20 protein-coding genes, 1 tRNA gene and 1 other RNA gene are annotated in these 20,782 nt (G+C 74.5%); 13 read left to right on the forward strand and 9 right to left on the reverse strand.

Going from position 1 to position 20,782, the window contains the following annotated elements; genetic code table 11:
* Positions 1–26: 26 nt before the first annotated feature.
* Complete coding sequence (gene aceE, locus ACI79K_RS05605; protein ID WP_456599171.1) at positions 27–2,843, reverse strand: pyruvate dehydrogenase (acetyl-transferring), homodimeric type; 2,817 nt, start codon at positions 2,841–2,843, stop codon at positions 27–29.
* Positions 2,844–2,984: 141 nt separating this feature from the next.
* Between aceE and ACI79K_RS05610 the strand changes: the two genes are divergently transcribed.
* The 4 genes from ACI79K_RS05610 (at position 2,985) to ACI79K_RS05625 (ending at position 4,377) form a co-directional block, all read left to right on the forward strand.
* Positions 2,985–3,149 (forward strand): hypothetical protein, encoded by a 165-nt coding sequence (locus tag ACI79K_RS05610; RefSeq protein ID WP_456588991.1) that lies wholly within the window; start codon positions 2,985–2,987, stop codon positions 3,147–3,149.
* An 88-nt stretch (positions 3,150–3,237) separates the two neighbouring features.
* Positions 3,238–3,657: a DUF3052 domain-containing protein gene (locus ACI79K_RS05615; RefSeq protein WP_456588992.1), complete on the forward strand. Its 420-nt coding sequence runs from the start codon at positions 3,238–3,240 to the stop codon at positions 3,655–3,657.
* A 107-nt stretch (positions 3,658–3,764) separates the two neighbouring features.
* Positions 3,765–4,229, forward strand: coding sequence for a peroxiredoxin (locus ACI79K_RS05620; protein ID WP_456599172.1), 465 nt, complete (start codon positions 3,765–3,767; stop codon positions 4,227–4,229).
* Between the two features lie 76 nt (positions 4,230–4,305).
* A tRNA-Val gene (locus ACI79K_RS05625) sits at positions 4,306–4,377 on the forward strand.
* Between the two features lie 54 nt (positions 4,378–4,431).
* Here the strand turns inward: ACI79K_RS05625 and ACI79K_RS05630 are convergent.
* Positions 4,432–5,256, reverse strand: coding sequence for an esterase/lipase family protein (locus ACI79K_RS05630; RefSeq protein ID WP_456588994.1), 825 nt, complete (start codon positions 5,254–5,256; stop codon positions 4,432–4,434).
* A 190-nt stretch (positions 5,257–5,446) separates the two neighbouring features.
* Between ACI79K_RS05630 and ACI79K_RS05635 the strand changes: the two genes are divergently transcribed.
* Complete coding sequence (locus tag ACI79K_RS05635) at positions 5,447–6,358, forward strand: alpha/beta fold hydrolase (protein ID WP_456588995.1); 912 nt, start codon at positions 5,447–5,449, stop codon at positions 6,356–6,358.
* Here the strand turns inward: ACI79K_RS05635 and ACI79K_RS05640 are convergent.
* The 4 genes from ACI79K_RS05640 to ACI79K_RS05655 form a co-directional block, all read right to left on the reverse strand.
* Positions 6,355–7,368: an NAD-dependent epimerase/dehydratase family protein gene (locus ACI79K_RS05640; RefSeq protein ID WP_456599173.1), complete on the reverse strand. Its 1,014-nt coding sequence runs from the start codon at positions 7,366–7,368 to the stop codon at positions 6,355–6,357. The two genes, ACI79K_RS05635 and ACI79K_RS05640, sit on opposite strands and share 4 nt — an antisense overlap.
* On the reverse strand, positions 7,365–8,813 hold the full coding sequence (locus ACI79K_RS05645; RefSeq protein ID WP_456589065.1) for a WS/DGAT/MGAT family O-acyltransferase: 1,449 nt from the start codon (positions 8,811–8,813) through the stop codon (positions 7,365–7,367). The genes ACI79K_RS05640 and ACI79K_RS05645 overlap by 4 nt, the downstream gene beginning before the upstream one ends.
* A 157-nt stretch (positions 8,814–8,970) precedes the next feature.
* On the reverse strand, positions 8,971–9,936 hold the full coding sequence (locus ACI79K_RS05650) for an alpha/beta fold hydrolase (protein ID WP_456588997.1): 966 nt from the start codon (positions 9,934–9,936) through the stop codon (positions 8,971–8,973).
* Positions 9,937–9,980: 44 nt separating this feature from the next.
* Positions 9,981–11,942 carry an FUSC family protein gene (locus tag ACI79K_RS05655; RefSeq protein WP_456599174.1) on the reverse strand — a complete coding sequence of 654 codons (1,962 nt, stop codon included), beginning with the start codon at positions 11,940–11,942 and terminating at the stop codon, positions 9,981–9,983.
* Positions 11,943–12,003: 61 nt separating this feature from the next.
* Between ACI79K_RS05655 and ACI79K_RS05660 the strand changes: the two genes are divergently transcribed.
* The gene (locus ACI79K_RS05660; RefSeq protein WP_456599175.1) at positions 12,004–12,831 is read left to right on the forward strand and encodes a Nif3-like dinuclear metal center hexameric protein; all 828 of its coding nucleotides are present in this window, start codon (positions 12,004–12,006) and stop codon (positions 12,829–12,831) included.
* A gap of 18 nt (positions 12,832–12,849) precedes the next feature.
* Here ACI79K_RS05660 and ACI79K_RS05665 read toward each other — a convergent pair whose 3' ends face one another.
* Positions 12,850–13,626: a hypothetical protein gene (locus tag ACI79K_RS05665; protein WP_456589000.1), complete on the reverse strand. Its 777-nt coding sequence runs from the start codon at positions 13,624–13,626 to the stop codon at positions 12,850–12,852.
* 64 nt (positions 13,627–13,690) lie between these two features.
* Between ACI79K_RS05665 and ACI79K_RS05670 the strand changes: the two genes are divergently transcribed.
* Genes ACI79K_RS05670 through ACI79K_RS05685 form a run of 4 tightly spaced genes read left to right on the forward strand, consistent with a single transcriptional unit; the run spans position 13,691 to position 17,776 of the window.
* The gene (locus tag ACI79K_RS05670; protein WP_456599176.1) at positions 13,691–15,493 is read left to right on the forward strand and encodes a carbon starvation CstA family protein; all 1,803 of its coding nucleotides are present in this window, start codon (positions 13,691–13,693) and stop codon (positions 15,491–15,493) included.
* Positions 15,490–15,885 (forward strand): hypothetical protein, encoded by a 396-nt coding sequence (locus ACI79K_RS05675; RefSeq protein ID WP_456589002.1) that lies wholly within the window; start codon positions 15,490–15,492, stop codon positions 15,883–15,885. The genes ACI79K_RS05670 and ACI79K_RS05675 overlap by 4 nt, the downstream gene beginning before the upstream one ends.
* Positions 15,886–15,944: 59 nt before the next feature.
* The gene (locus ACI79K_RS05680) at positions 15,945–16,685 is read left to right on the forward strand and encodes a zinc ribbon domain-containing protein (RefSeq protein ID WP_456589003.1); all 741 of its coding nucleotides are present in this window, start codon (positions 15,945–15,947) and stop codon (positions 16,683–16,685) included.
* Positions 16,682–17,776: a bifunctional RNase H/acid phosphatase gene (locus tag ACI79K_RS05685; protein ID WP_456589004.1), complete on the forward strand. Its 1,095-nt coding sequence runs from the start codon at positions 16,682–16,684 to the stop codon at positions 17,774–17,776. The genes ACI79K_RS05680 and ACI79K_RS05685 overlap by 4 nt, the downstream gene beginning before the upstream one ends.
* A gap of 14 nt (positions 17,777–17,790) precedes the next feature.
* Here the strand turns inward: ACI79K_RS05685 and ACI79K_RS05690 are convergent, their stop codons facing one another.
* On the reverse strand, positions 17,791–18,555 hold the full coding sequence (locus ACI79K_RS05690) for a sulfite exporter TauE/SafE family protein (protein WP_456599177.1): 765 nt from the start codon (positions 18,553–18,555) through the stop codon (positions 17,791–17,793).
* 24 nt (positions 18,556–18,579) lie between these two features.
* Between ACI79K_RS05690 and ACI79K_RS05695 the strand changes: the two genes are divergently transcribed.
* From ACI79K_RS05695 to rnpB, 3 genes are all read left to right on the forward strand, one after another.
* Positions 18,580–18,939, forward strand: a complete 360-nt coding sequence (locus ACI79K_RS05695; RefSeq protein WP_456599178.1) for a DoxX family protein — start codon at positions 18,580–18,582, stop codon at positions 18,937–18,939.
* A gap of 37 nt (positions 18,940–18,976) precedes the next feature.
* Positions 18,977–19,696: a PIG-L deacetylase family protein gene (locus ACI79K_RS05700; protein WP_456599179.1), complete on the forward strand. Its 720-nt coding sequence runs from the start codon at positions 18,977–18,979 to the stop codon at positions 19,694–19,696.
* Between the two features lie 241 nt (positions 19,697–19,937).
* An RNA gene (rnpB, locus tag ACI79K_RS05705) (RNase P RNA component class A) lies at positions 19,938–20,339 on the forward strand.
* A gap of 147 nt (positions 20,340–20,486) precedes the next feature.
* On the opposite strand, the gene ACI79K_RS05710 is transcribed toward rnpB, so the two are convergent.
* A complete protein-coding gene (locus tag ACI79K_RS05710; RefSeq protein WP_456599180.1) occupies positions 20,487–20,735 on the reverse strand; it encodes a hypothetical protein in 249 nt (82 codons plus the stop codon).
* Positions 20,736–20,782 lie beyond the last annotated feature (47 nt).

Genomic DNA, 20,782 nt, shown 5'->3' on the forward strand with positions numbered 1-20,782 from the left:
GCGGTGGGGGGCGAGGGGGTCCTCTTTCAGGTGGCGGGGCTGGGGTCCGACCGCTCGTCGGCCGGCGCGGCCTGCACGTCGCGCACCCGGTACTTCTCCACCGCCTCGCGCACCCGTGCCCGGTCCACCTGGCCCTCGTCGGCCAGCGAGGCGAGCGTGCGCACCACGATCGACTCGGCGTCGACGTGGAAGTGCCGCCGCAGCGCCGGGCGGGTGTCGGAGAGCCCGAACCCGTCGGTGCCCAGCGTCGCCATGCCGCCGGGCACGTACGGCGCGATCAGGTCGGGGACGGCGCGCATCCAGTCCGACACCGCCACGACCGGACCCACAGTCTCCTGCAGCCGCGCGGTCACGAACGGCGTCCGCGGCTCCTCCTCGGGGTGCAGGAGGTTCCACTCCGCGCACTCGTCGGCCTGCCGGCGCAGCTCGTTCCACGACGTCACCGACCAGACGTCGGCGCTCACGCCCCAGTCCTGGGCCAGCAGTTCCTGGGCCCGCAGCGCCCACGGCACGGCGACGCCGGACGCGAGCACCTGCGCCTTGACCTCGCCGGCCGCGCCGTCGTCGGCCCGCGGGCCCTCGGCGTAGCGGTACATGCCGGCCAGCAGGCCCTGCACGTCCAGGTCCTCCGGCTCGGCCGGCTGGCTGAACGGCTCGTTGTAGACCGTCAGGTAGTACATGACGTCGGGGGAGCGGGAGCCGCCCAGCGGGGCGCCCGGGTCCTCGCCGTACATGCGCACGAGGGCGTCGCGGGTGATGTGCGCGACCTCGTAGGAGAACGCCGGGTCGTAGGACACCACCGCCGGGTTGGTGTGCGCCAGAAGGAGCGAGTGGCCGTCCTCGTGCTGGAGCCCCTCGCCGTTGAGCGTCGTCCGCCCGGCGGTGGCACCGAGCAGGAAGCCGCGGCTCATCTGGTCGGCGGCGGCCCAGATGGAGTCGCCGGTCCGCTGGAACCCGAACATCGAGTAGAAGATGTAGATCGGGATCATCGGCTCGCCGTGGGTCGAGTACGACGTGGCGGCGGCCGTGAACGACGCCGTCGAGCCGGCCTCGTTGATCCCCTCGTGCAGGATCTGGCCCTGCTCGGACTCCTTGTAGGTGAGCATCAGCTCGCGGTCGACCGAGGTGTAGCGCTGGCCGGCCGGGTTGTAGATCTTCTGGGTCGGGAAGAGGGAGTCCATCCCGAAGGTGCGCGCCTCGTCGGGGATGATCGGCACGAAGCGCGGGCCGAGCTCGGAGTCCTTGAGCAGCTCCTTGAGCAGGCGGACGAACGCCATCGTCGTCGCCACCTCCTGCTTGCCCGAGCCGCGGCGCAGGACGTCGAGGGCCTTGTCCTCGGGCGCCTTGAGCGTCTTGAACTCCGCCCGCCGGCGCGGCACCGCCCCGCCGAGCGCCCGGCGCCGCTCGAGCATGTACTGCATCTCGTCGGAGTCGGGGTCGGGCTTGTAGTAGGGCGGCAGGGTCTTGTCCAGCGCCGAGTCGGGGATGTCCAGGTAGAGCCGGTCGCGGAAGGCGGCGAGGTCCTCGGCGGTCAGCTTCTTCATCTGGTGCGTGGAGTTGCGGCCCTCGAAGTGGCTGCCCAGGGTCCAGCCCTTGATGGTCTTGGCGAGGATGACCGTCGGCTGGCCCTTGTGCTCCATCGCGGCCTTGTAGGCGGCGTAGACCTTGCGGTAGTCGTGGCCCCCGCGGGCGAGGTCCCAGACCTCCTTGTCGCTCATCCCCTCGACGAGCTTGCGGGTGCGCGGGTCGCGGCCGAAGAAGTGCTCGCGGACGAAGGCGCCGTCCTCGGCCTTGTAGGTCTGGTAGTCGCCGTCGGGCGTCTGGTTCATCAGGTTGACCAGGGCGCCGTCGCGGTCGGCCGCCAGCAGCTTGTCCCAGCCGCGGCCCCAGATCACCTTGATGACGTTCCAGCCGGCGCCGCGGAAGAACGACTCGAGCTCCTGGATGACCTTGCCGTTGCCGCGCACCGGGCCGTCGAGCCGCTGCAGGTTGCAGTTGATGACGAAGGTGAGGTTGTCCAGCTCCTCGCGGGCGGCCAGTCCGATGGCGCCCAGCGACTCGGGCTCGTCCATCTCGCCGTCGCCGAGGAACGCCCACACGTGCTGGTCGGACGTGTCCTTGACCCCGCGCGCGTGCAGGTAGCGGTTGAACCGCGCCTGGTAGATCGCGTTGAGCGGGCCGAGCCCCATCGAGACGGTCGGGAACTCCCAGAACTCGGGCATCAGCCGGGGGTGCGGGTAGGACGACAGCCCGCCGCCGGGGTGGCTGACCTCCTGCCGGAAGCCGTCGAGCTGCTGCTCGGTGAGCCGGCCCTCGAGGAAGGCGCGGGCGTAGATGCCGGGGGAGGCGTGCCCCTGGAACCAGATCTGGTCGCCGCCGCCGGGGTGGTCCTTGCCGCGGAAGAAGTGGTTGAACCCGACCTCGTACAGCGACGCCGACGAGGCGTAGGAGGAGATGTGCCCGCCGACGCCGACCCCGGGACGCTGCGCCCGGTGCACCATGATCGCGGCGTTCCACCGGATGTAGGCGCGGATGCGCCGCTCGGCGTGCTCGTCACCGGGGAACCAGGGCTCGCGCTCCGGCGGGATGGTGTTGATGTAGTCGGTGCTGCGCAGGGCCGGCACCCCTACCTGCTGCTGCCGGCTGCGCTCGAGCATCCGGAGCATGAGGTAGCGGGCCCGGCCGCGGCCGGCATGGTCGACGACCGCGTCGAGGGACTCCAGCCACTCCTGGGTCTCGTCGGGGTCGGTGTCGACCAGTTGGCTGGGGAGCCCGTCGGTGATGACCGCGCGGGTCTGTCCTGCGCGGGCGGGGTCGCCGTCCGGCTGCTGCGGTGCGCTCATGGCTCCATCGTCTCCTGCCGACGTCGTCCCCGTCACGTCTGTGTCCGCTCTGCGGAAAAGTCGTGTCGGACGCGCGCCCCCGGTGCGCCCGGTGCACGCAGGCTTGCGCCCCGCCCCGTATGCCCTACGCTTCCGCCTGCGGTGCATCGACGAGACGGCGCCGCCCCGGATGCCCGGCCACGACGGCCGGACGACGGCGTCGACGACAGCGAGAGGGGTGACATGACCGGGGTGCGGGTGGTTCTCCCGCTGGTCGTGTCGATCTCCGCCGCGTGCCCGTCCGTCGCCCGCTCGGTCTTCCCGTGACGCCTTCGTGCGTGATCACCGGCCGGGCCGGGCACCGGACACCCCACACCTGGCCAGCAGTAGGCCGACCCATGGAGGAGCAGCAGGGATGAGCGTCGACAGCGCCGGCATGGCGGCCCGGCTGGGCATCAAGCCGGGCATGGTCGTGCAGGAGCTCGGCTGGAGCGAGGACGCCGACGAGGACCTGCGCGACTCGATCATCGAGGCGTCCGGCAGCGAGATGGTGGACGAGGACACCGACGAGGTGGCCGACGTCGTCATCCTCTGGTGGCGCGAGGACGACGGCGACCTGTTCGACGCCCTCACCGACGCGCTGACCTCGCTGGGCGACGAGGGCGTCGTCTGGCTGCTGGTCCCGAAGTCCGGCCGGCCCGGGCACGTGGAGCCCGGCGACGTCACCGAGGTCGCCCCCACGGCCGGTCTCTCGCAGACCAGCAGCATCTCCGCGGCCAAGGACTGGTCCGGCATCCGGCTGGTCACCCCGAAGGCGGCGCGCAGCCGCCGCTGAAAGAGGACCCTGTCCTCCTCATCCCTCGCACGCTCGGGACGAGCCTCTGGACGGGGCCGACGGGGGCCGTTCCAGCCGGTCACCACGGGTGGGGCACGATCACGGGCATGAGCCTCTCCGTCGGTGACCGCGCGCCCGAGTTCAGCCTGCCCGACCAGGACAAGCAGGTCGTGTCCCTGGCCGACCTGCGCGGCACGCCCGTGCTCCTCGTCTTCTACCCCTTCGCCTTCTCCGGCATCTGCACCGGCGAGCTCTGCCAGCTGCGCGACGAGCTGACCTCCTACACCGGTGCGGGGGTGAAGGTGCTGGCCATCAGCACCGATCCCGTCTTCAGCCTCAAGGCGTTCAAGGCGCAGGAGAACCTCGAGTTCCCGCTGCTCTCGGACTTCTGGCCGCACGGCGAGGTCGCGCAGACCTACGGGGTGTTCAACGAGAAGGCCGGCATGGCCCTGCGCGGCACGTTCCTCGTCGACGCCGAGGGCGCCATCGCCTTCGCCGAGGTCAACGCCCCCGGCGACGCCCGCCAGCAGTCCGGCTGGAAGGACGCGGTCGCGCAGCTCGTGGCTGCCTGACCGGCCGCCCGGCCAGGGGTCTCCCCGCGCGCTCGCGAGTGGCGAGCGGCGGGGAGGTCCTTACGCTGGGCCGGCGGGGCGCGTAGCTCAGCGGTAGAGCTCTCGCCTTACAAGCGAGCGGTCGCAGGTTCGAACCCTGTCGCGCCCACCCCGTCGTCCTCGGAGCAACCGGTGGCGCAGCGGACGATGCCGCGTACGCCGGTCAGGCGGCGACGGGCGCCTCGGACGCCGGGGCCGGCTCGGCGGGCTTCGGGAACGCCGGCCGCAGGAACGCCGGCGCCCGGAACGGGGTCCACTCGCCCTCGGGCTGCGCCAGCCGGTCGGCGATCGCCCAGAGCGCCGCCGGGTGGTGGCCGATGCCGAGGTGGCTGGCCATGACCGCGATGTTCTCGCAGCGCTCACCGGGCACGTTCAGGCAGGTCTGCCAGTGCACGATGCCGTCGAGGTGGGAGTAGATCGACGTCGCGGGCACCGGCAGGGGGCAGCCCTCGGACTCCAGCGGGAACTGGCGCTGCTCCACGTGCAGGTGGGCGTAGCGGTCGAACGCCTTCGACGCCCGGGTCTGGCTGTGCCGCTCGATGCGGAACGGGCTGCCGAGGGTGATCACCTGGCGCACCTGGTCGGGGCACTGCCGGGCGAGGTCGCGGGCGAAGATGCCGCCGAGGCTCCAGCCGATGACCGTCACCTCGCGGCCGTAGCGGCCGTGCAGGTAGTCGAGCTTGTCGCGCAGCCCGTTGACGCAGACGGCGGTCGGGCCGATGTTGCGCCCCAGCCCCCAGCCGTGCACCCGGTAGTCCAGCCGCCGGAGCGTCGCGCGGAGGACCCGGGTGGAGGAGTCGTCGGCGAGCAGGCCGGGGAGGACGAGCACGGGGTGGCCGTCTCCCTTGGGCAGGCGAGCCGTGAGCGGGCGGGCCGCCAGGTAGAGGCCGTAGTCGGCGAACGCCCGGCCGGGCTCGGTGAGGTAGAGCGGGAGTGCGGGGCCGTCACCCTGCTGTCGTGCCACGTCGTCCTCCAGGCTGCCGTCCATGTGTGCACGGGCTCTACCAAGATGCGGCCTGGCTCACACCTGAGGTGGCTGCACGCGCGGGCACATGTTGCCGAACTGTGTCCTGCGTCATAGCGGACGTTCGCGTACCGCCACGTGACGCGGCCTGCCCGCGCTGCGACCGGTGGCACCACGTGCCACCGTACGGACGACGGCAGGGGAGAGGAGCGGGATGGGCGAGGACGGCATGCCCGGGCGGAGCCGCACGGTGGACCTCGACGGACCGGTGCACTACCTCGACTTCGGGGGCCCGGAGGAGGGGCCGGTGGTCGTGCTGGTGCACGGGCTGGGCGGCTCGCACCTGAACTGGGACCTCGTCGCCCCGGCGCTGCGCGAGCACGCGCGGGTGCTGGCCCTCGATCTGCCGGGTTTCGGGCGCAGCGAGCCCGGCGGCCGCAGGGCCAGCGTCCCGGCCAACGTCGCCGTGCTGAACCGCTTCCTCGCCGAGGTCGTCGGGGAGCCCGCCGTTCTCGTGGGGAACTCGATGGGCGGCATGATCTCGATCCTCGAGGCGGGGGAGCACCCCGAGGCGGTGCGCGGGCTGGTGCTGCTCGACCCGGCCGTCCCCGGCCCGCGGCGGGCGCTGGACCCGCTGGTGGCCGTCACGTTCGCGCTCTACGCGATCCCGTTCGTCGGGGAGCGCTTCCTGTGGTGGCGGCGGCAGCGCACGTCGGCCCTGGTCCGCGTGCACGACATGCTGGAGCTGGTGGGCGTCGACCCCGAGCAGGTGCCCGCCGACGTCATCGACCGGTCGGTCACCCTGATCGAGGAGCGCCGCGACGTGCAGGGGATGGACCGGGCGTTCCTCGCGGCGGCCCGCTCGGTGCTGCGGGTGCTGGCCGATCCGCGTCGCTACCGCGCCGCGATGGCGTCGATCGACGTCCCGGTGCTGCTGGTCCACGGCGACCGCGACCGGCTGGTGCCGGTGCAGGCGGCGCGGGACATCGCGCGGCAGCACGCCGCGTGGCGGTACGCCGAGTGGGCCGGCGTCGGCCACGTGCCCCAGCTGCAGGAGCCGGAGCGCCTGGTGGCCGAGGTGCTGGACTGGATGCGCGACGCGCGGCTCGTCGGCTCCCGCGCCTAGCTCCCTCCGTCCGGGCGGAGCGTGTCGCGCAGCGCCTCCAGCCCGGTGTAGCGCGGCCGCCAGCCGAGCTCCTCGCGGGCCCGCGTGGTGTCCATGATCGCCGGCCGGGTGGCCGCTTCGACCCACTCGGCCACCGGCGGCAGGAACGGCAGCCGGGAGACCGCACGCGCCGCGGCCTGCGCGGGCGCGGCGGGCGTCGGGATCGCGATCGCGCCGAACTCCCGGGCCACGTCCGCGGCGGTGAGGACGCCGTCGCCGGCGATGTTGTAGGCGCCCGGCGGTCCCGCGCCCAGGACGCACAGCAGCAGCGCCTGCCCGACGTCGTCCTCGTGGACGAACTGCAGCGGGTGGCGTGGCACCAGCAGCGGCACGGGGACCGGCAGCCGCCGCGGCCGGTCGAACAGCAGGCGGCCCAGCGGGGCGAGCGGGCCGGGCAGCACGTCCTTCCCGCCGATGGCGTGCGGACCCACCACCACCGGCGGGCGGAGCAGGTAGAGCGCCAGATCGGGGGCCGCCGCCACCTCGTCCTGCAGCAGGTGCTCGAGCTCGGCCTTCTCCTGGGCGTAGAACAGCCGCGCCGCCGGGCGCACCGGCCACTCCTCGGAGATCAGCTCCGGGTTGTCGCGGTGGAAGCCGTAGGCGGCGACCGAGGAGGCGTAGACGAACCGCCGGGCGCCGACCGCCGACGCCGCGCGGAAGACGTTCAGCGTGCCGTCGACGTTGATCGCCCGGGTCGTCTCCCGGGAGGCGTTGCCGGTGATCAGGAAGGCCAGGTGGACGACGACGTCGGCACCGGCGAACGCCTCGCGCAGCCCCTCCGGGTCGCGCACGTCGCCCTGCCGGTAGCGCATCTTGGTCCAGCCCCGCTCGGCCGGGTCGAACGGGCGGCGGGCGATGCCGATGATCGACTCGATGCGGTCGTCGTCCTGCAGCAGCGGCACGAGCCCGGCGCCGAAGGTGCCGGTCGGCCCGGTGACGGCCACGGTCAGCCCGCGCCCCCCGGCGCTCACCGGGCGGCTGCCCGGGCCTTGGTGGTCCCGCCGGTGGGCTGCTCCACGTCGGGCGTGGCCTCCGCCGCGCGGGCGAGCTCGAGCAGCTCCTCGATGCCCCGCCGGATGCCCCCGGAGAGGACGTCGACGTCGGGGAAGGCGTCGAAGTCGGCGTTGAGGCCGAAGGTCATCGTGTCGAGATAGCTGAAGATCCCGATCGAGCAGCGGATGCCACCGGCGATCGGCACGTAGGCGTGGGCCGAGCACATCCGCTTGCCGAGGACGTACAGCGGCACCCGGGGGCCGGGCACGTTCGTCGTCACCGCCTGGCACCACATCTGCCCGGCCTGCATCGCCGAGCGCACCCCGACGGAGAGCAGGGTGGGCGCGACGAAGTCGCCCATCGAGATGATCGTCGGGACGTCGACGGCCTGCATCGCCCGCTTGTACTCGTCCATCTGCCCGCGGATCGAGCGCAGCCGCGACACCGGGTCCGGGTCGCCGACGGGCAGGTCGACGAAGACGCAGGCCACCCGGTTGTTCAGCGATCCGCGCTGCTGCTCGGAGCGGACCGAGACCGGCACCATCGACCGCACGACGAGGTCCTCGGAGGAGAGCTCGCCGCGGCCCTGGAGCAGGTCGCGGAAGCCCTTGGTGATCGCGGTGAGGACGACGTCGTTGACCGTGCCGCCGAGCGCTGTGCGCACCGACCTGAACTCCTCGAACCGGCCCTGGGTCCACGCCCAGCGACGGTGCGGCCCGATGTGCCCGTTGAGCGAGCGGGCGGTGGGGGTGACGGCCTGCTTGGCCAGCGACGGCAGGGCGCCGGCCAGCGTGCGCCCGGACTCGGCGAGGCCGCGGACGTTGCGGGCGGCGCTCCCGACGGAGGGCAGGCTGGTCAGCGTGCGCAGCGGCTGGGTGGCCGCCTCGGTGACCGCGCCGGCGACCAGGGCCAGCGAGGAGGGGTCGCGCCGCGGCGTCCAGTCGCGGGGGTCCTCGTGGGTGGCGTCGGGGTCCAGGTCGAACATCAGCTGCATGAGGTCGGTGCCGGCGACGCCGTCGACCATGCAGTGGTGGACCTTGGAGATGAGCGCCCAGCGCCCGTCGGCCAGGCCCTCGACGAGCCAGAGCTCCCACAGCGGCTTGGCCATGTCCAGCCGCTGGCCGAGCACCCGGCCGGCCAGGTTGCGCAGCTGCTCGTCGCCGCCCGGGGAGGGCACCGCGGTGTGCCGGACGTGGTACAGGATCTGGAAGTGCGGGTCGTCGACCCACATCGGGCGGCCCAGCTGCAGCGGCACCTCCCGCACCCGCTGCCGGTACCGCGGCACGCGCGGCAGCTTGCTGAGCAGCAGCCGGACCACGTCGCCGTAGCTGGGCGCCGGCCCGTCGAACACCGCCACCGACCCCACGTGCATGGGGGTGTTCTCGCTCTCGGCGAAGTAGAACCCGCTGTCGAGGGCACTCATGCGGTCCACGTCTCACTCCTCGCCGCCCTGGTCGCTCTGCTCGGACCTGGGCCTCGCACGTCCCGGATGGTGGCCGCCGAACGAATCTGCGCCCCTCCGTGCACGCACTCGACGGTGTGGCGGCGGCCACATCTTCCCGTGCCCCGTATCCAGCAGGTCAACCGGCCTTCCGGCGCTCGACCTCGATCCGGTCGAGCAGGTCGGTGAACGCGCGGTCGACCACCGCCGCGCGGGTGAGGTTGACGCTGTGCCCGGCCCCGGGGACGACGACCAGCTCGGCGCCCGGGCCGACCGCCTCGGCGATCCGCCGCCCGTGGGCCTCGGGGGTCAGCCGGTCGTGCGTCGCGGCCACCACCGTCACCGGCACCCGGCGGAGGACCTCCAGCGCCGCCGTCTCGTCGTGGTCGAGGAAGGTCGCGTAGAACGCCATCGTCACCGGTAGGGGCGTCTCCTCCAGCAGCTGCTGCACCAGGCGCACGCTGCGCGGGTCGGCGTCGTCCTTGCCGAACAGCAGCCGCCGGATGGCCCGCCGGCCGAGGAAGGTGCCCCGCCGGCGACGTCGCTCCAGCGCCGGGGCCAGCCGCTGCAGCAGCCAGAGGTAGAGCGGGAGCAGCCGCAGCCGGCGCATCAGCGTGACCACCGTGGCCAGGACGCCGGTGCTCACCAGTCCACCGGCCGAGGTGGCCAGCAGGAAGGCGCCGACGATGCGGGTGCCGAACAGCTCGGGCCGCTGCCGGGCCAGCGCGAGGATGCTCATCCCGCCCATGGAGTGGCCGGCGAGCACCACCGGCCCGGTGGGGGCGACGGCGTCGAGCACCTCGCCGAGGTCGCGGCCGGTGCGGTCGATCGTGGCCCGTGTCAGGGGCGTCCAGCCGGAGCGGCCGTGGCCGCGCTGGTCCCACAGGACGAGCCGGGCCCGGTCCCGCAGCGCCGCGCGCTGGGGCTCCCACTCCGCCAGCCGCGCGGTGAACCCGTGGCAGAGGACGACGGTGAGCGGGGCGTCCTCCCTGCCGTCGAACTCCACGTGCAGGTCGCAGCCGTCGTCGGTGGTCACCGTCCGCGAGCCCGGAGGGGGCGGTCCGTCGAGCGGGGGCAGGGGCAGCAGCGGGGGGTCGGCGGGCACGGCGCCATCCCATGGCCTCGGAGCGGGCCGCGCAACCGGCCGGCTCAGTGGCCCCCGCGGCGCCCGGGTGCGGTCTCCCGCACCAGGCGACGGGCGGCGTCGACCTCGCGGGCCACCGGGGCCAGCACCCCCTCGGCGTGCAGCTCCGCGTCGTCGGGCACGACCGACCGCCGGACGTCGTCCTCCAGCCCGCGGATCGCCCGGCGCAGGACGGCCACCTGGGCGAGATCGGGGGCCGGCTCCCCGCCGCGGCTGGCGATGACGGCCTCGGTGACAGCGTCGGACGCGCGTTCCAGCTGCACGATCACCGGCCACCACGCGGCCGCCCGCGTGCTGATCGGCGGTGGCTCGGCCAGGCGCCGCTGCAGCTGGGTCTGCAGCTCGGTGAGCGCGCGGTAGCTGCGCCTGCGGGCGCGGCGGCGCTCGGCCGGGCTGCCGGTGAAGGCGGCCGCCACGAACGCGTCCAGGGCGCGGGCGGCGTCGCGCAGCGCCTCGTCCAGCGGGGCGCGCCAGGTCTGCGGCCACAGCAGGTAGCCGAAGACCAGCACGATCGCGCAGCCGATCAGCGTGTCCAGCAGCCGGGCACCGACGAGCCCCGGCCCGGCAGGCAGCGCCAGATCGAGCAGCAGGATGATCAGCGGCGTCTGGAAGACGGAGAACAGGCCGAAGTTGGCGTTGCGCGCCCACGGCAGCACCGCGGCCGCGCCGGCCAGCGCCACGAGCACCCACCCGTTGCGGGGGAGGGCCGCGAGGAGGGCGGAGCCGAGCAGCACGCCGAGGAGGGTTCCGGCGCCCCGCTGCACCGCCCGGGTGAACACCGAGCCGAAGTCGGGCTTCAGCACGATCGCGACGGTCAGCAGGACCCAGTACGGCCGCTCGATGGGCAGGTACTGGCGGGCGATCTCCGCGACGGTCATGCAGAGCGACAGCCGGACGGCGAAGCTGCGGGCGTCGGCGCTGGCGAGCGTGCGGTCGGCCAGATCGTGGAGGCGGGTGCGGAGGTCGGGCCGGGCCACCGCCGCGGCCGCCGCGCCGGCCCGTTCCTCCGGGTCGCCCACCACGTTCCACACGAGCCGGACGCCGTGCCGGACGGCCCGCACGGCCGGATGGCCCTGCTCGAGGGGGGCGGGGCGCTGCTCGACCAGCTCGCCGCGGCCCGAGACTGCCGCCGCCAGCGCGTGCGCGGCGGCGACGTCCTGCGGATCCGGGGGGATGCCCGCGCGCGCGGCGGCCACGGCGCCCTCCACGAGCGGCGCCGCCGCGTTGAGGACGCCGGCGAGTTCCGAGAGCTCGCGGCTGCGGCCCGCCGACCGGCTGCGGCTGCGGATGACCCGGTCGTAGGCGGCGTTGAGGGCCGTGGTGAGCGCCCGCCGGGCCTCGGGGGCCGCGTCGCTGCCGACCGCCGCCAGCAGCTCGCCGATGCGGGTGAAGACGGCGGCGACGGCGGACCGGTCGGGGTCCAGCGGCTCGGTCCGGTACTGCACCAACGCCGTCAGGGTCGCCCACGCCGCACCGCAGAGGAAGAAGCCGACCTCCGCGGCGGCCGTGAGCGGGGTGACCAGCCCCGAGGCGAGCGCCGTGTAGATCAGCAGCTGCAGCGCGCCGAGCGACAGAGCCGCGTTGACCGCGCTGACCAGCGCCGCGGCCGCCGACAGCGCCGCGATGACGGCCACCGGTGCCCACCCGCCACCGGTCGCGAACTGGCCGGCCAGCAGGCCCAGCATGCCGAAGAGGGTCGCCGCCCCGATCCGGCGGAGCCGGTCCCGGAGCGGGCCGGGCTGGGGCGCCAGGCTCGCCGCCAGCGCCCCCATCGTGCCGAACACGCCGGCGCCCAGCGTGACGGCGGAGTCCAGGCCGCCCATGGCGACGGCGAGGGCCAGGGGGGCGGGGATCGAGACGGCGAACCGGGCGACGTCGCGCCACGGGACCGGCGGGGGCGTGGTGCGCACCAGCTCCTCGAGCCAGGCGGGGGCCCGCAGCGATCGCTCCCCACGCCGCCGCACCACGCTCCGAAGCTTGGCACTCCACCGGACCGGCCGTGCGCACCCCCGCCTACCCTGACCAGCCGTGACCGTGCAGCTCGGGAAGGTCCTCGCCGCCCTCGATGCCCGCTACGACCCGGCCCTCGCCGAGGGGTGGGACGCCGTCGGGCTGGTCTGCGGCGACCCCGCGGAGGAGGTGCGGCGGGTGCTGTTCGCCGTGGACCCGACCGCCGCCGTCGTCGACGAGGTGGTGCGGACCGGTGCGCAGCTGCTGGTCACCCACCACCCGCTGTTCCTCAGCCCGGTGCACGGTGTGCCGGCCGACGACCCGCGGGGGCGGCTGGTGCACCGGCTGGTCCGGGCGGGCGCCGCGCTCTTCGTCGCGCACACCAACGCCGACCGGGCCCCGCGCCACGGGGTCAACGACGCGCTGGCGGCGGCGCTCGGCCTCGCGGAGGCCGTGCCACTGGAGCCCACCGCCGCGGATCCGCGGGCCGGGCTCGGCCGGGTGGGCCGGCTGCCGGAGCCGATGACGCTGCGCCGGTTCGCCGAGCACGCCGCTGCCGCGCTGCCCGCCACGGCCGGAGGTGTCCGGGCGGCCGGTGACCCCGACCGGCGGATCGCCACGGTCGCGGTCTGCGGCGGCAGCGGTGGCTCGCTGCTGGGTGCCGCCGCCGCGGCCGGGGCCGACGTGCTGCTCACCAGCGATCTGAAGCACCACCCGGTGTCCGACGCGCTGGAGGGGGCCGGGCCGGCGCTGTGCGACGTGGCGCACTGGGCCTCGGAGTGGCCGTGGCTGCCGGTGGCCGCCGACGTGCTGCGCCGCGACCTGGACGGCGCGGTGGAGGTGGCCGTCGCCACCCCGCGGACCGACCCGTGGACCTGTCGCGCCGACGCCCCGGCCGCGGGCTGACCGGGGCGGTCCGCGCGGTCAGCCGTGACCGGCGGCCCGCAACGCCCGCACGCAGCTGCGCTCGAGCGCGCGCTGGCGGCGGATCCGGGCGAGCAGGCCGGGGACCGGCTCCAGCTGCCTGGTCGCGGCCGGGCGCACGTCGGTGAGCCGGCCGTCGGCGTAGCGGCCGGAGGTGGTGTGCACGGTCCACCGCTCGACGTCCGGCACGGAGAGCTCCTGCCCGACCAGCACCGCCGGGCCGGCCACCGCCGGCGGTCCACCCGGCAGCGCGAGCGGATCGGCGTCCCAGTCGGGGACCCGGACGGTGCGCACGTGCAGGCCACCGTCGTCGACGGCCAGGACGGCGTCGGCGGGGCCCTCGCGCCGGTCGACCGGGACGACGGCGTCCGGGTCGAGGACCAGCACCAGGCGCGGCAGGTACCACCAGTGCTCGCGGCGGAGCATGTGCGAGTCGGCCAGCGCCCGCGACGGTGGGTGCTTGCGCAGCTCCTGGTCGAGCAACTCCTCGCTGAACAGCTCGCCGTCGCCGTCCTCCACGAGCGTGAGCCGCCCGGTGAACGCCAGGGGTGACCACCGCACCCCGGTGAGCCGTGGCTCGGAGAGGACCAGCGCGGCCGAGCCGGCGGCCGCGGCGGCGCGGGCGGTCGCCACGTGCGCCCAGGGCAGCGCGACCGCCGGCCGGCCGCCGAGGGCCAGCGGGACGACGCCGGTGGCCCCCGGGGGCCCGTCCGGCGTGGACCACAACAGTTCGGCCACACCCGCGGCGTGGAGCGCGGCCAGACTTGTGGGGTCCATGGGCTGAGTGTTCACTCCCTCCGACGGCGGCGACGAGGCCGCCCGTGGACCAGGGGGTTCTGCCGTGCCCGCGTTCGTCGTGGCCGCCGTGGTCGGGGTGCTGTTCTTCCTCGGCTACCGGTACTACTCCAGCTACCTGGCCCGGAAGGTGTACGCCCTCGACCCGGCGTTCGTCACGCCGGCCCACCAGTTCAACGACGGCAACGACTTCGTGCCGACGAACAAGCACGTCCTGTTCGGCCACCACTTCACCTCGGTGGCCGGGGCGGCCCCGATCGTCGGCCCGGCGATCGCGGTCTTCTGGGGCTGGGGCCCGGCCCTGACCTGGATCGTCCTGGGCACCATCTTCGCCGCCGGCGTGCACGACTTCGGCGCGCTCGCGGTGTCGGTCCGGCACAAGGCCAAGAGCATCGGCACGCTGGCCGGCGAGGTCATCAACGGCCGGGCCCGGAAGCTCTTCCTGGCGATCATCTTCTTCCTGCTCACCCTGGTGAACGCGGTCTTCGCCGTGGTGATCGGGAACCTCTTCGTCGCCAACCCGGGTGCGGTCATCCCGATCGTGCTGGAGATCCCGCTGGCGATCTTCATCGGCGTCTACATCTACCGGACGCGGTCCTCGGCGCTCATCCCGTCGATCGTCGGCGTGATCGTGCTGTACGCCCTCATCCTGGTCGGGAACGCCTTCCCGATCTCGCTCGACGGGCTCGCCGACGCGCTGGGGGTGGAGCAGACCCGCAACGTCTGGGTGGTCCTGCTCTTCGCCTACACCTGGATCGCCTCGCGCATCCCGGTGTGGGTGCTGCTCCAGCCGCGCGACTACATCAACAGCCACCAGCTCTTCATCGCCCTCGGCGTCATCGCCCTGGGCGTCATCGTCGGCATGAACACCATCCAGGCGCCGGTGGTCAACGACGTGCCCGAGGGCTCGCCGAGCTTCTTCCCCTTCCTCTTCATCACCATCGCCTGCGGGGCGATCTCCGGCTTCCACTCCCTGGTCTCCTCCGGCACGACGTCCAAGCAGCTGGACCGCGAGACCGACGCCCGCTATGTGGGCTACATGGGCGCGGTCGGCGAGGGGTCGCTGGCCACCGGTGCCGTCCTGGCCGCCACGGCCGGCGTCGCCGCCTCGCAGGCGGACTGGGAGGCGCTCTACCCGGACTTCGCGACCGCCTCCAGCGGGGCGACCGGCAACTTCGTCAACGGCGTGGCCCAGTTCGCGAACAACATCGCGATCCCGCTCGACCTCGCGACCATCTTCGCCGCCGTGGTCGTGATCAGCTTCGCCGCCACGACCATGGACACCGGCGTGCGCCTGCAGCGCTACGTCGTCCAGGAGATCGGCGAGCTCCTCGGCATCCGGGCGCTCTCCCGCAACCTCACGGTCGCGACCACCATCGCCGTCCTGATCCCGCTCGGCATGGCGCTGATCCCCGGGGAAGGGGAAGCCGGGTACACCTTCGGGGTCCTGTGGCAGCTGTTCGGGACCACCAACCAGCTCACCGCGGGCCTGGCGCTGTCGGTCATCGCCGTGTGGATCACCCGCCGGGGCCGCAACCCCCTCGCCGCGCTCATCCCGCTGGTGTTCCTGCTGGTCATGACGTCGTGGGCGCTGATCGTCAACCTGCGCAACTTCATCGAGGCCGAGGACTGGGTGCTGGCGCCGCTGGACGCGCTGATCTTCGTCCTGGCGGTCTGGCTGATCGTGGAGGCGGCGCTGGCCCTGCGCACCGCCTACCGCGAGCGGCCGTCGACCCCGGTCGACGGATTCGGGACGGGGGAGCCGGACGCCGTGGCGAAGGCCAACCCCGAGGTCGGCGAATCGACGGCCGGGCCCACGGAGGGGCCGGCCGGGACCTCGCGCAGGTGACCTCGCGGGTCGTCCTCGTCCGCGGCTCCCGGGCCGCGGGCGGGGGCGGCGGCTGCTGCAGCGGGGACGTGCGCCCCTTCGACGACGGCGGCTCGCACGCCCACGCCCCCCGGGCGGACCCGGTGGGGGAGGTGTACCGGGCGCTGCGGGCGCGGCTGCCGGCCGACGTCGCGATCGAGGTCGTCTCGCCGTCGAACTGGCTCTGGCTGCTGCCGGAGCTGGTGAGGGCCGGGCGCCGCCGCGGCCTGCGGGGCGCCGCGCTGCGCCGCTCGGTGCGTGCGGGGATGGCGGTCGAGTCGCTCGTCGTCGACGGCGCGGTGCTCGCCTCCGGTGGCCTGCCCGCGCCCGCGGCCGCCGTCGCCGCGGTGGAGGCGGAGCTGGCGCTGCGGTGACCCGGCCGCCGTCGGGTCACCGGCGCGGGACCCGACCGGGGCGCGGGTAGGTTGAGCGCGTGAAGGTCGACCATTTCGAGCAGCAGAAGCTCCTGGAGCTCGCGGCGGAGGACGTCGCCCTGACCCAGCTCGCGCACCGGAAGCGGACGCTGCCCGAGGCCGCGGCCGTCGAGGCCGCCGCGGAGACCGAGCGGTCGCTCGGGGACGACGTCGTCCGGGCCGAGACCGAGGTCCGCGACCTGCAGCGGGAGGTGTCCCGCCTGGAGGCCGACGTCGAGACGGTCCGGCAGCGCGCGACCCGTGACCAGCAGCGCCTGGACGCCGGTGGCATCACCGCGCGGGAGACCACCAGCCTGCAGCTGGAGCTCGAGTCGCTCGCCCGGCGCCAGGCGACCCTGGAGGACCAGGAGCTCGAGCTGATGGAGCGCCTGGAGACCGCCGAGTCCACCCTGCGGGCGGCGCAGGAGGCGCTCGAGCAGGCTCGGGCCGATCGGGAACGCGCCGAGCAGCTGCGCGACGACGCGCTCGCCGACGTCGCCGACTCCACCACCCGGCACGAGAGCGCGCGCGCCGCGGTCGCCGGGGGCCTCTCCGCCCCGCTGCTGACCCTCTACGACCGGGTCCGCGCCCAGACCGGCAGCACCGGGGCGGCGATGCTCCGGGCGCGGCAGTGCCAGGGCTGCCGGCTCGAGCTGAACGGCCGCGAGCTGGCGGCGGTCCAGAAGGCCGACCCCCACGAGGTGGTCCGCTGCGAGAACTGCGGGCGGATCCTGGTGCGCACGGCCGAGTCCGGGCTGTGACCCGCCGGTTCGTCGTCGAGGCCGACGGCGGCTCCCGCGGCAACCCCGGGCCGGCCGGCTACGGCGCGCTGGTGCGGGACGCGGACACCGGCCGGGTGCTCGCCGAACGCGCTGCGTCCGTGGGGCGGGCCACCAACAACGTGGCCGAGTACGGCGGCCTGGTCGCCGGGCTGCAGGCGGCGCTGGACCTCGACGCCTCCGCCGAGGTCGAGGTGCGGATGGACTCCAAGCTGGTCGTCGAGCAGATGTCGGGCCGCTGGAAGATCAAGCACCCCGACATGCAGCAGCTGGCGCTGCAGGCCCGCGCGATCGCTCGGAAGCTGGGCGGGGTCCGCTACACCTGGGTGCCCCGCGCGCAGAACGGTGCCGCCGACGCCCTCGCCAACAGCGCGATGGACGGCAAGCCCGTGCACCGCGACGCCGCCGCCGAGCCCAGCGTGGCCGAGGACGACGTCCAGCCCACGGCGGAGCCCGCCCCGGTGGTCACCACGGTCACCCACCTGCTGCGCCACGGGCAGACCGAGCACACCCCCGAGCGCCGGTTCAGCGGCCGCAACGAGCTGCCTCTGTCGCGTACCGGGCGGGCCGAGGCCGAGGCGGCGGGGGAGCGGGCCGCCCAGCTGGGGATCGAGGTGGTCGTCGCGTCACCGCTGCGCCGGACGCGGGAGACCGCCGAGATCGTCGCCGCGCGGCTCGGGCTGCCGGTGGAGTTCGACGACGACCTGCGGGAGCTGGACTTCGGCGACCTGGAAGGGCTGACCTTCGACGAGGCCCGCGCCCGGCACCCGCTCGCGGTGCGCCGGTTCATGGCCGACGTGACGGTGGCGGCGCCCGGCGGGGAGTCGATCGCCGAGGTCAGCGCCCGGCTGGCCGGTGCGCGCCGGCGCATCCTTACCCGGCACGCCGGGAGGACGGTGCTGGTGGTCAGCCACGTCACGCCGATCAAGCTGCTGCTCGCGGCCGGGCTCGGGGTCGGCGACGACGTCGTCCACCGGGTCTTCCTGGAGGCCGCCTCGTTGTGCACCGTCGCCTGGAGCTCCGACGGGCGCACCTCGGTGCGGCTGGTGAACGACACCGCGCACCTGCGCTGACCGCGGTACGGCGTTCAGACCCCCACGAACAGGTACACCGACACCGCGACGCCGAAGGTCACGATCGTCACGCGCAGCGGCGTGGTGGGGATGCGGCTCGCCAGCCGCGCTCCGAGGAAGCCGCCGACGAGGCCGGCCGGGGCGGCAACGGCGACGACGGTCCACTCGACCGGCCCGAAGACGCCGAACACCACCAGCGTCACCGTGGCGGTGACCGCGGACAGCGCCGACTTCAGCGCGTTGGCGAGCTTGAGCCGGTGCAGCCCGATGCCGAGGACGCCCACCAGGATCACCCCGAGCGCACCGCCGAAGTAGCCGCCGTAGACGGTGGCCAGGAACAGGGCCAGGTACAGCCAGGCCGGGTCGCGGCCGGGCCCGGCGGCGAGCTGACCGGCCAGCCGTCGGGTCACCAGCGGCTGGAGGGCGAGCAGCAGGCTGGCCAGCAGCACGAGCACAGGGACCACGGCGTCGAAGGCGTCGGACGGCGTGGTGAGCAGCAGGACGCTGCCGCCGAGCCCGCCCAGGGCGGCCACCGCGCCGAACCGGAGCAGGCGCCGGCGCTGGCCGGCGTACTCGGCGCGGAAGCCGGCGACCCCGCCGAGGTAGCCGGGCCACTGCGCCAGCGAGTTGGTGACGTTCGCCGCGACAGTGCCCAGCCCCAGCGCGACGAGGGTGGGGAAGAGGATCAGCGAGCCGCCGCCGGCGATCGAGTTGACCCCGCCGGCGAGGAACGCGACGCCCGCGACGACGAGCAGGTCGACGGCGGACACGGCGGACACGGCGGTGCAGCCTACGGTGGGCGCGTGCGGAGGCCGGCGAGCGCGACGTGGCTGGGAGCCCTGCTGGGTGGGTCGGGGGTGCTGCACCTGGTGCGCCCGCGTACCTACGAGTGGCTGGTGCCGCCGGAGCTGGGCGACGCCCGGTCGTGGGTGCTCGCCAGCGGGGTGGCCGAGATCGGTACCGCCGCCCTGCTCGCGGCGCCGCGCACCCGGCGGGCCGGCGGCTGGTCGGCCGCCGCCCTCCTGCTGGCGTTCGTGCCCGCGCACCTGCACCACGTCCGGCTCGGCCGCGGGAAGCCGGCGGTGCTGGCCGCCGCCGCGGTGCGGCTGCCGCTCCAGGTGCCGATGGTCTCGGCGGCGCTCCGGGTGGCCCGCGGCCGCTGACCGCCCGGGGCCGACGCCGGCACGGCAGACTCGACCCGTGCCCGCACCGATGCCCGACGACTGGCAGCGCGCCCTCGTCGTCGCCGCCCACCCCGACGACATCGAGTACGGCCTCGCCGCCGCGGTCGCCGTGTGGACGGCCGCGGGCAAGGAGGTGCGCTACCTGCTCGCCACCCGCGGCGAGGCGGGGATCGCCGGGATGCCGCCGGCGGAGGCCGGGCCGCTGCGTGAGGCGGAGGAGCGTGCGTCTGCCGCCGTCGTCGGGGTGAGCGAGGTGGAGTTCCTCGACCTCCGGGACGGCGTCCTGGTGGCCGGGCCCGACCTGCGGCGCGAGCTGGCGGGCGGCATCCGGCGGCACCGGCCTGACCTGGTGGTCACCACCTGGGGCGGGGACACCTGGACCCTGCCCGGGGTCAGCCCCGCCGCCCTGAACTCGCCCGACCACCGGGCGCTCACCCGCAGCGTGCTCGACGCGGTCGCCGACGCCGCCAACGAGTGGATCTTCCCGGAGCTCGCGGAGGACCCGTGGTCGGGCGTCCAGTACATCGCGGTGCAGGCCATGGGCGGTGAGCCGCCGCACGCGATGGACGTCAGCGGGGGAGTGGAGCCCGCGGTCGCGTCGCTGGCCGAGCACCGGCGGTACCTCGCGGCGCTGTCCGACGAGCCGGTCGACGAGCAGGCACGGCGACAGATCGACATGTCGACCCTGACCGAGGACGGCGGCCGGCAGGTGGGCTTCACGCTCTACTGGGGATAGCCCCCGACCGCGGGCCGGCGCGGCGGCGCGCCCCGGCTGGGACGCACCGTCGGCGCGGTGCCGTCAGCGGCGGCGGCCGCTGAAGCGGCTGATCAGTCGCTTGAGCAGGTTGGCCTTGACGAGTCCCGAGATGAGTCCCATGGCGGTGCCTCCTCCGTCCGGTGATCGGTGTGCGGGCCGCTTCCTACCCGGGTGGTCCCTGGTCCATGTGCCGGCGGCCTAGACTGGCCGGTACGACGGACGAGTCGGCTGGGCGGTCGCGTCGGCGGGGGAGACCCCGTCGCCGAGGAACGTCCGGGCTCCACAGGGCAGGGTGGTCGTTAACGGCGACCCGGGGTGACCCGCGGGACAGTGCCACAGAAAACAGACCGCCAGCGCTCGCGCTGGTAAGGGTGAAACGGTGGTGTAAGAGACCACCAGCACGCCGGGTGACCGGTGTGGCTCGGTAAACCCCACCCGGAGCTAGGTCAAGAAGGAGCGGCGGTTCGCCGCCGTTCCGCGCAGGCGTTCGAGGGCGGCCCGCCCGAGCCTGCGGGTAGACCGCTGGAGCCTGCCGGCAACGGCAGGCCTAGATGGATGACCGCCCATCGGGAGGCCGCAAGGCGCCCGTGGACAGAACCCGGCGTACAGGCCGACTCGTCCGTCGTCCTTTCCTCCGGAGCGCCCGCGTGCGGCCACTCGGGGCCGGTGATGCCGCCGAGACGACGTTTCGGCGGGAACGCCTGCGGACAGCGGCCCGCCTCGGCTGCCGGTGGAGACGGCGGCAGCGCCACAGGATCTCCGGTAGGGCTCACCGTCCCTCGAGGTCACCGCCTGCGTCGGCTCGGTCCCCGCGCTCGTGACGGCGGCCGACCACTCCGGTGACGAGGAGCACGAGCCAGCCGGCCACCGTCGCGGCCCTCACCGCGATGTCGAAGGCCGACGTGTCGCCGGCGAGGACGTCCCGGATCAGGAACGCGGCCGCGCCTACGAGGAGCAGAGACGCCACCGCCAGGAACCACGGCTCGCTGCGGACGTCGCGTGCGCCTCGACCCGTCACGCAGCACAACCTAGAAGGCCGACGGTGCTGGCAACCAGCGCACGAGG

This window comes from Blastococcus sp. SYSU DS0616, assembly GCF_054051015.1.